The 8,295-nt window shown below is 57.4% G+C and carries 8 protein-coding genes; 5 read left to right on the top strand and 3 right to left on the bottom strand.

Going from position 1 to position 8,295, the window contains the following annotated elements; all coding sequences use genetic code 11:
• Together Q0M74_RS11805 and Q0M74_RS11800 are read left to right on the top strand one after the other, a co-directional pair.
• A partial coding sequence (locus tag Q0M74_RS11805) for an HAD-IA family hydrolase (RefSeq protein ID WP_293954710.1) occupies positions 1–379 on the top strand: 379 nt, incomplete at its 5' end.
• Entirely contained in the window at positions 376–933 is a 558-nt protein-coding gene (locus Q0M74_RS11800; RefSeq protein ID WP_293954708.1) for a gamma carbonic anhydrase family protein, read from the top strand. The genes Q0M74_RS11805 and Q0M74_RS11800, both read left to right, overlap by 4 nt.
• On the opposite strand, the gene Q0M74_RS11795 is transcribed toward Q0M74_RS11800, so the two are convergent.
• Positions 930–1,847: a LysR substrate-binding domain-containing protein gene (locus Q0M74_RS11795; RefSeq protein WP_293954706.1), complete on the bottom strand. Its 918-nt coding sequence runs from the start codon at positions 1,845–1,847 to the stop codon at positions 930–932. The two genes, Q0M74_RS11800 and Q0M74_RS11795, sit on opposite strands and share 4 nt — an antisense overlap.
• 235 nt (positions 1,848–2,082) lie before the next feature.
• Here Q0M74_RS11795 and Q0M74_RS11790 point away from each other — a divergent pair, with 235 nt between their 5' ends.
• From Q0M74_RS11790 to Q0M74_RS11780, 3 genes are all read left to right on the top strand, one after another.
• Positions 2,083–3,867 carry an arylsulfatase gene (locus Q0M74_RS11790; RefSeq protein ID WP_293954704.1) on the top strand — a complete coding sequence of 595 codons (1,785 nt, stop codon included), beginning with the start codon at positions 2,083–2,085 and terminating at the stop codon, positions 3,865–3,867.
• Positions 3,868–3,928: 61 nt separating this feature from the next.
• Positions 3,929–4,825: a formylglycine-generating enzyme family protein gene (locus tag Q0M74_RS11785; protein WP_293954702.1), complete on the top strand. Its 897-nt coding sequence runs from the start codon at positions 3,929–3,931 to the stop codon at positions 4,823–4,825.
• Positions 4,826–4,941: 116 nt separating this feature from the next.
• Entirely contained in the window at positions 4,942–5,388 is a 447-nt protein-coding gene (locus tag Q0M74_RS11780) for a TM2 domain-containing protein (protein WP_293954700.1), read from the top strand.
• A gap of 89 nt (positions 5,389–5,477) precedes the next feature.
• Here Q0M74_RS11780 and Q0M74_RS11775 read toward each other — a convergent pair whose 3' ends face one another.
• A complete protein-coding gene (locus tag Q0M74_RS11775) occupies positions 5,478–6,638 on the bottom strand; it encodes a winged helix-turn-helix domain-containing protein (protein ID WP_293954698.1) in 1,161 nt (386 codons plus the stop codon).
• A gap of 223 nt (positions 6,639–6,861) precedes the next feature.
• A complete protein-coding gene (locus Q0M74_RS11770; RefSeq protein ID WP_293954696.1) occupies positions 6,862–8,154 on the bottom strand; it encodes an MFS transporter in 1,293 nt (430 codons plus the stop codon).
• Positions 8,155–8,295: the final 141 nt, after the last annotated feature.

The raw sequence follows: 8,295 nt of genomic DNA, 5'->3' as shown, positions 1-8,295 counted from the left end.
TTTCGGTGAGGCCATGGCGGCTGATTATGCCGGTGTCACTGAGATTGATGAGGATGTGCAGAATTTCATCTCTGAACTGAAAAAACAGGGTCATGTAGTGGGCATTTTGGCCAATATTCCTTCAGGGGTGGCCAGGAAACTACGGGAGGTGCATGGCACGTGGCTGGATTCTCTGGATGCTGTCCTGTTCTCCTGCGATATTGATACTGCGAAGCCTGAGCCGAAGGCATTCCAACTGGCCATTGGGGCCCTCGGTGTTCCTGCCGGGGAGATCACCTTCATCGATGATCGCCAGGCCAACGTCAACGCTGCCCGTGAAGAGGGCATGATGGCAGTCCACTACACAGATTTCCACGCATTGAAGGCGGAACTTTCATGAACAACGGACCACTGATCCTCCCATTCAACGGCAAGGCCCCACGCATTCATGAAACAGCCTGGATAGCACCGAATGCCACCATCATCGGCGATGTCGAGATCGGCCCTGATGCCTCAGTGTTCTATGGGGTGGTGCTGCGCGGTGATGTGAATGCCATCAAGATCGGCGCACGTACCAATATCCAGGACAACTGCGTCCTCCATGTTGATGGCGATGCGCCCTGCAGGCTTGGCGAAGATGTCACTGTCGGCCACATGGCACTCGTTCACGGCGCGACGGTGGGCAACGGCACCCTGGTGGGTATGAAGTCCGCGTTGCTGTCACGCAGCGTCATCGGTGAAGGCTCCCTGATCGCAGCCAACGCCGTGGTGCTCGAAGGCCAGGAAATCCCGGCGAAGTCCCTTGCTGCCGGAGTGCCGGCCAAGGTGCGACGAGAGCTTTCCGACGAACAATCTGCTGCCTTCATTCCGCATGCCGGACGCTATGTGGAGACCTCCAAGAACCAGGCCTCCATAAGCGAGGCATTGTCCCTGGATGAGGTACGTTTCAGTTAGTTTTCTGCTTCCTTATTGAGCTCTGTGAATGTACCCGCCAGTTCCAGGAAATTCCTCATGCGCCTGTTGGGTGGAATTCGACGATCAAAGGTGGCCACGATCGTCTGGGTACCCGGCCTGCCCTTGATGGGGATCACCACCACCCCATCACCCCAGTGTGGAAGCCGGCCATCCGGTGGGCCCACGAGTGTATAGCCCAGGTTTTCATGAACCAGGGCACGGACATGGTCAAAATTGCTGGAAGTATGCACGATCCGTGGGGAGATGGATGCATCAGAAAAGAGCTTCTCTGCCATCTGTTTCAGGGGTGTGGTGCCCAGCAGTACCAGGGATTCGTCCTTGACATCATGCAGTGTTACTTCCGTGGCGGTAGCCAGTGGATGGTCCCTGGACACCATGATGTTGAGCTTCGGGCGGGCAATGAACACCGTGGAGAATGTGTGGGGAATCCCATGGTCCAGTGTGATGGCGATATCCACCCGGCCTTCATCCACGGCAGCGAGCACCTTCTGTTGACTGGATTCCATGATGTGCATCTCCACCTCGGGGAACTGCTTCCGGAAGGCGGACATCAGCCGTGGCATATACGCAGGGGCAATGGTTTCCACGCAGCCGAGGTTGAGGGACCCGGAGTGATCGCCACGGAGAAAACGGGAGTGTTGGTCGAAGTCGGCTGAGGCATGCAGGATGCGGTGCGCATAGGCCAGTAATTCTTCACCGGTGGTGGTCAGTGACAGGCCTTTGCCCTGGCGGCGGACCAGGAGGGTGGTGCCGGCGGCTGATTCTAAATCTGTCAATGAGGATGACAGTGCGGACTGGCTTAGATGGAGTTTCTCTGCCGCTTTGGCCGTGGAACCGGACTCCGCGGCAGCCACGAAATAGGCTAGTTGCCGCAGGGTGAAATTAAACAGCATATATTCTCATCTGCCTTTATTGATTTTTCCGAATAACTTCAGCGGAAATAAGTGTTTGTACAAAATTATGCGACGTGGCATCTTTTCATGCAAGCGAGATATACGTCACTACTGGGTGGTTCTTGCATAGTCAACAGCATTTTTAAGAAATACTGCCGCCCCTCCACCAAGGAGGGCTGTGAAGGGAAATCAATGTCTAAAAAAAATGGGGAAGCGATCCAGAATCGCCATTTCTTTGTGCGCTTCAGCCGTGCTGGCCACCGCCCTGATGGGATGCTCAACCCAGGGCACCTCGGAACCGACAACGATCAGCACAGAGGCACGTGCCGTTGCTGAGGAATCCATACAGCCCAATGTCCTCATGATCCTGCTTGATGACCTCGGTTATACCGACCTGGGATCCTTCGGTGGAGAGGCGGAAACCCCGAATATTGATGCCCTGGCCGCGGAAGGAACCCAGTTCACCAACTTCCATGCATATCCGCTGTGCGCACCCACCCGTGCTGCACTGATGACCGGACAAAACCCCCACAAGGTGGGACTGGGTTCCATGGAGGGCCTCACCGGCCCTGGTGTGTCAACTTCAGAACCTGGCTATAAGGGCTCCCTGGAAGGTGATTTCACCGGCATAGCCGAGGTCATGGCGGAATCCGGTTATCAGACCTACCAGGTGGGCAAGTGGCACCTTGGGGATGAACCGGACCAGACTCCGCAGGGACTGGGATTCCAGCAGAACTTCACCCTGCTGGATGCAGCAAGCTCCTATTATTCCGATGCCACCAGGTTTTCACCCCGCCAGGAAGAACCGGTTAACACTGTTAAATATGACCGCAATGGACAGCCCGTGGACTCACTTCCGGATGATTTTTACAGCACCCACGCCTTCACAGATGAAATGCTGACCATGATCGAGGAAGGGCAGGACTCTGATCAGCCCTTCTTCGGATACCTCGCCTATAACGCTCCCCATGATCCACTCCAGATCCAGGACGATGAACTAGTGAATCACTATCTCGACCTGTACCGGAATGACAACAACTATGAGGAACTACGGGAAAGGCGCATTGACAGGTTGGTAGAGCGGGGTCTGCTTGATACAGATGTTGAGACACGCAGCCCCAGCCAGGTTCCTGAATGGAACAGCCTGACCCCGGAGCAGCAGCATGATCTTGCCTACCGACTGGCCATCTATGCAGCAATCATCCACGACCTCGATGAGCAGATCGGACGCGTGATCGATCACCTCAAGGAAACCGGGGAATATGACAACACCCTGATCGTGGTGTCCAGTGACAACGGTGCATCCCCGGCATCCCGTCACGGTTATGCGCACACGGACGAAGTGCAAGCCTGGCAGGATGAGCAGTATCCGGTGGCTGGGGACTTCAACTCCTATGGTGAACCAGGTTCCTTTGTCACCATGGGAGCCCCCAATGCCCAGACTGCATCCGGACCGTTTTTCCACTACAAGAAATCAGTCTTTGAAGGTGGAGTGCGCGTGCCAGTGGTGATGAAGCAGCCACATTCCGCAGACAGGGATCAGGGCAGGGTGGTGGATACCTTCGGACATGTCGGAGACCTCTATCCCACCTTCGCTGACTATGCGGGTGCAGAACTCAACACTGATCAAGCTCTTTATGGAGACTCCGTGAAGCCACTGCTGGACGGTGAGACTGACCGTATTGGATCTGATGATTATGGCATGGAGCTGTTTGGTGACCGTGCCTATTGGAGTGGGGAATGGAAATTGATTTTCTCCACGGAGGATGCCGGAGGAACGGGCGCCTACTCCCTTTACAATCTCGCTGATGATCCAGGTGAAACCACCGATGTGTCGGCAGAGAACCCAGATATCGTCCAGGAACTGTCCGATAAATGGGATCAATACGCCGAAGAAAATGGTGTGGTGCCTGTAGAGTTTGAGGCCATGAATGCGCTACCAGCCAACCGAAGTGAACGAGCCGTGACCGTTGACTGGGCAGAAAACATCCAGTTGCCTGCCGGAGTTGCCGGTGAGTAGCTGCTGCGCACCTGCAGGGCTGGTGAACAAAGCCGATGCTGGGAAGCTGAACCATGCAAAGGTGACTGTTCCGGAGTGGGAGAGCGCAGGCCTCACCTCCTGCCCGGCGGAATTCGTGGATATCCCTGCAGGTGATTTCCAGATGGGAGATCACTTCCGGGAGGGCTATGCACAGGACGGCGAAGGTCCTGTCCATCCGGTCAGCATCGCTGCTTTCTCCATGGGCGCCACCACGGTGACCAATGATCAGTTTGCCACCTTTGAGCAGGCCACAGGTTTTGTGACGACGGCAGAACACCAAGGTGCGTCGGCGGTGTTCCACCTGGCTTTCCAGGGGCAGCCCGGGGATATCCTCAACCGTGTCGCCGGGGTGCCCTGGTGGCTGGCGGTGAAGGGGGCGGACTGGAAGCATCCGAATGGTCCGGGGTCCAGCATTGAAAACATCGGTGACCACCCCGTTGTCCACGTCTCCTGGGACGACGCCCTGGCCTACTGCTCCTGGGCGGGTGGCAGACTGCCCACTGAAGCCGAGTGGGAATACGCCGTCAGGGGAGGCGCTGCTGGAAAACGGTATGTATGGGGCAATGAACTGACCCCCAAGGGACAGTGGCGGAGCAATATCTGGCAGGGCCGCTTTCCTGTGGACAACACAGCAGAAGATGGGTTTTTGACCACTGCGCCGGGCAAGACCTTCAAGTCGAATAAGTTCGGCCTCTGGCAGATGTCCGGCAATGTATGGGAGTGGTGCTCGGACTGGTTTGATCCGGATTATTATCCGAGAGCGGTCCAGGATAATCCGCAGGGACCTGAGTCGGGGGAGCGCCGCGTGATGCGGGGTGGCTCCTATCTCTGTCACGATTCCTATTGCAACCGCTACCGGGTATCGGCACGTTCCTCCAACACCCCTGACTCCACATCCGGAAATATCGGTTTCCGCTGCGTGATTCCCTCTTCTTAAGTCTTCTCGATGACGGGCGGAGGGCACGACAGGTGTGGCCTGGGGTTTTCTCCCGTGGTAATTTCAAGGGACCATGGATTTTTAAATCCACAGCTCTGAGAACGGGAGATCTCGGTATGACCACACCTTTTCACCAGCCGGACAATGGCGCGAACAACTGGGGCGCCGACCCGAACCAGCAGTGGAACCAGGGTCCTGCCGCGCAGCCCCCGGCTCCTGCACCCTCGAACCCACAACAGTGGGGCGGCATGCCCAACCAGTCCTATGGGCAGGCATATAGCCAGTCCTATGGGCAGTCTTATATCCAACAGAAGAGCATGATCATCGCTGCTCTCCTGGCCTTCTTCCTGGGCACCCTGGGTGTGCACAACTTCTACCTGGGATATACCCGTGCGGGAGTCGCACAGCTGGCGCTGACGGTCACCGGATGGCTCTTCTCCTTCATCCTCATCGGGTTGCCGCTGCTCTTTGTGGTCGGTGTGTGGGCCTTCATCGAGTTCGTCCTGATTCTGCTGCGCAGTGGCCGTTTCAGTGTGGATTTCCGCGGTGTGCCCTTGCTCTAGTTGTTGTTCAGGTCTCCATATGACAAGAAGCTCCCCTGTGCTGCAGTGCAAATGAACTGTGGGACAGGGGAGATTTCCTTTATGGAGGGTTAGCCGTTGAGCTCTTCCGGCGCCAGTGCCAGTGGTGTGTTCAGCAGTCTGTCCAAGGCCACGGCGCGGGCGGCGGCGCGCACGTTCTCACGGTGGGTGGGGATGAGGCGGAGTTCGATATCTGCCGGGTACTGCTTCTTCAGTTCGGTGGCGAAGACGGAGCGGCCCTTCTGGTCCTCGGAGAAGGCAGAGCCGGAGAGGACCAGGGTGGAGGGCTTGAGATCCTTCAAGGCGGCAGCCGCTGAGTGAGCGAGCAGTGCTGCGCGCTCGTCGAGAAGTATCCGTGCCTTTTCATTCGTGGTGGCGATCGTGACCAGTTCTGCCAGGGTTTCGGCAAAGATGCCTTGGTCGGAGACGCGGTTGAGGAAACCTCGGGTACTCAGGGCGTCCTCGGGATTCATGCCGCTGGTGTCGAGTACGGAGTTGTCAGCGGTCTGCAGTGGTCCGACAACGTGTACCCCGGTGTCATTGCTGTAGGCCGCGCCGACGGAGTCATCCGCGTAGAAGGTCAGGGTGACCGGGGTGGCCTGGTCCGGGCGGGGCAGGGGAGAGGCCTGCAGCTCGGAGGCGGCGATGGCGGGGATGGCGGATGCGATGGTAGCGGGCACGCTGAACTGGTATTTCATACGGCCTGCGATGTCGACTGCTTCCCAGCCGAGGTTGTTGGCGGTGACAACGCCGCCGCTGGTGACCTTTCCGGAGGTGGCCACACCGATGCCCACGAGTGGGAGATCAATGCCGGTGGTCAAACGGTTCACGCCGGCAATGAGGTGCTCAATGAAGGTGTCGGGGTCTAGGTCATTGGCGGAGATCTCCACAATGTTATCGCGGAGGGTGCGTCCCTTGGTGTCGAAGATTGCGATATAGGACGTCTTGGTTCCGATGGCCACTCCTGCGTGAATCCAGGGGCTGGGTGCCAGCTCGAGGGGGATGTTTGGCCGACCGGGTCCGGAGGACTGGGTGAGATCAGGGCGCTCACGAACCAGTCCAGCCTGCATCAGTGCTGTGACTGCTCGGGTCACAGTGGGCTGGGACAGGCCGGTGGCCTCGACGAGCTCATTGCGGATGAGTTGCTGGCCGAGACGGATATGGTGCATGCATTTTGCCGCCGGTGTTGATGGGCGGGCAAAGGACGCTGAGAAAAGGGCCTGATTTGGCATGAATAAAACAATAGCCAATCATAGACAACACTGTCTAATTGGCTCATTCTAAAATAGACCGCATGGTCTGGATTGGGGGTGGTTTACTCGGCATTTCCGCAGTACATCTGGGTGGGGGAACCTCTATTGCCTGTTTTCTTCAGGGGAGGGAACTCTAGGTGGCCGATAGTATTCACTTTACCTATTGGATTGCCCCCGCGGGGGAAATGTGTCAGCAATCAGATTATTGCTGGGGATCGGCCTCATCCACGTGAGGGGAGGGGCGCCTATAAGCCCAGAACTTCGGTACCGAGACCATGCAGACCACGGTGAGCACCACCACGGCTACACCGCCCCAGAACGTGGTCCAACCTGCACCCCAGGGGTCAGCCAGCCAACCGTGCAGAACATCCGCCAATCTGGGGCCGCCGACCACAACGATGATCCACACGCCCTGGATCCTGCCCTGCACGTGTTCTGCTGCTGACTGCTGCAAAATGGCATTGCGCACCGCAGAACTGAACATGTCCGCCATACCGCCGATGATCATCATGATGATGAACAACCAGGCCCAATAGGTGACTTGGCCCGGGCTCATGATGATGGCCACACCACCCAGGGCCACTGCGGTACCCCAGGCGACGATGCACCAGTACACCGCCACGCCTTGCCTGCTGATACGCGACACCCATCCGGACAGTACACCGCCGAGAACCGCGCCTAAGGCCATGGAGGAGTAGAGGAATGCCAGCATGGTGGCACCGGCTGCCCCACCGCCGAAGCTGACCTCCGCGATCTCCGGATACAGTGCTCGCGGCATGCCGAAGGTCATCGCGATGAGGTCTAGCAACATCACCATGAGCAGAACCGGCTGGCCCATGAGATATTTCAGCCCATCAACAACACTGGCAAAACCAGCCTTCATCACCTCGCCGATGGGCTTCATGGCCGGCAATGCCCACACCGCCCACAAAGTCGGTGCGATTGAGAGAACATCAAGGAAGTACAACCAACCGAAACCGATCAGGGGAATCAGAACACCGGCCAGCAGCGGGCCCACGATGGCACCGGTCTGCATCAGCAACATGTTCAGTGAGGTGCCGGCAGCCAACTGATCTACCGGCAGGAGTCTTCGCAGAATCGCCGTTCTTGTTGGTTGATTCACCGCGAAGAAGGCCTGTTGCAGAGCAAAGTTGATGAGCAGCAACCAAATATTGGTATTGCCTGCAATGGTCAACACCCAGAAACCTGCCGTGGTGGCGATCAACCCGACGGTGGTGCAGATGAGCACGATGCGCTTGTCAAAGGCATCGGCAATGGAGCCTCCGTAAAGGCCGAAGATGATCAGTGGCACCAGGCCGAACACACCTGTCAGTCCCACATAGGCGGATGATCCGGTGATCTGATAAATCTGAACCGGCACCGCCACCACGGTCAGCTGCGCACCCAGTACGGTTGCCACATTGCCCAGCCACAGTCGCTTGAAGGCGGGGACCTTGAAGGGGCGGGTGTCGGCGAAGATATCTCTGAAGCTCACGCGCCACACCTTAGCGGAATACTTTTGTGTCACGGCTGAATGCCTTTTCCGCTCTCTGCAGATGCTCTCTGCCGATGGGGCAGATTGCCAATAGAATTTCCCCCAAAATCGATCATGTCTGTCACCTATAACAATTCAAAA

This window comes from uncultured Corynebacterium sp. (assembly GCF_945649885.1).
In the GTDB taxonomy this organism is placed as follows: Bacteria; Actinomycetota; Actinomycetes; order Mycobacteriales; family Mycobacteriaceae; genus Corynebacterium.
Note: the sequence above shows the minus strand (reverse complement) of the source record. Positions and strands in the feature narration are given on the sequence as shown.

What these genes read in the sequence shown, in the direction of transcription:
- Q0M74_RS11780 (WP_293954700.1), top strand. Translation starts at nt 4,942, where the DNA reads ATGACCACACCTTTTCACCAGCCGGACAATGGCGCGAACAACTGGGGC.
- Q0M74_RS11795 (WP_293954706.1), bottom strand. Translation starts at nt 1,847, where the DNA reads ATGCTGTTTAATTTCACCCTGCGGCAACTAGCCTATTTCGTGGCTGCC.
- Q0M74_RS11775 (WP_293954698.1), bottom strand. Translation starts at nt 6,638, where the DNA reads ATGCCAAATCAGGCCCTTTTCTCAGCGTCCTTTGCCCGCCCATCAACA.
- Q0M74_RS11800 (WP_293954708.1), top strand. Translation starts at nt 376, where the DNA reads ATGAACAACGGACCACTGATCCTCCCATTCAACGGCAAGGCCCCACGC.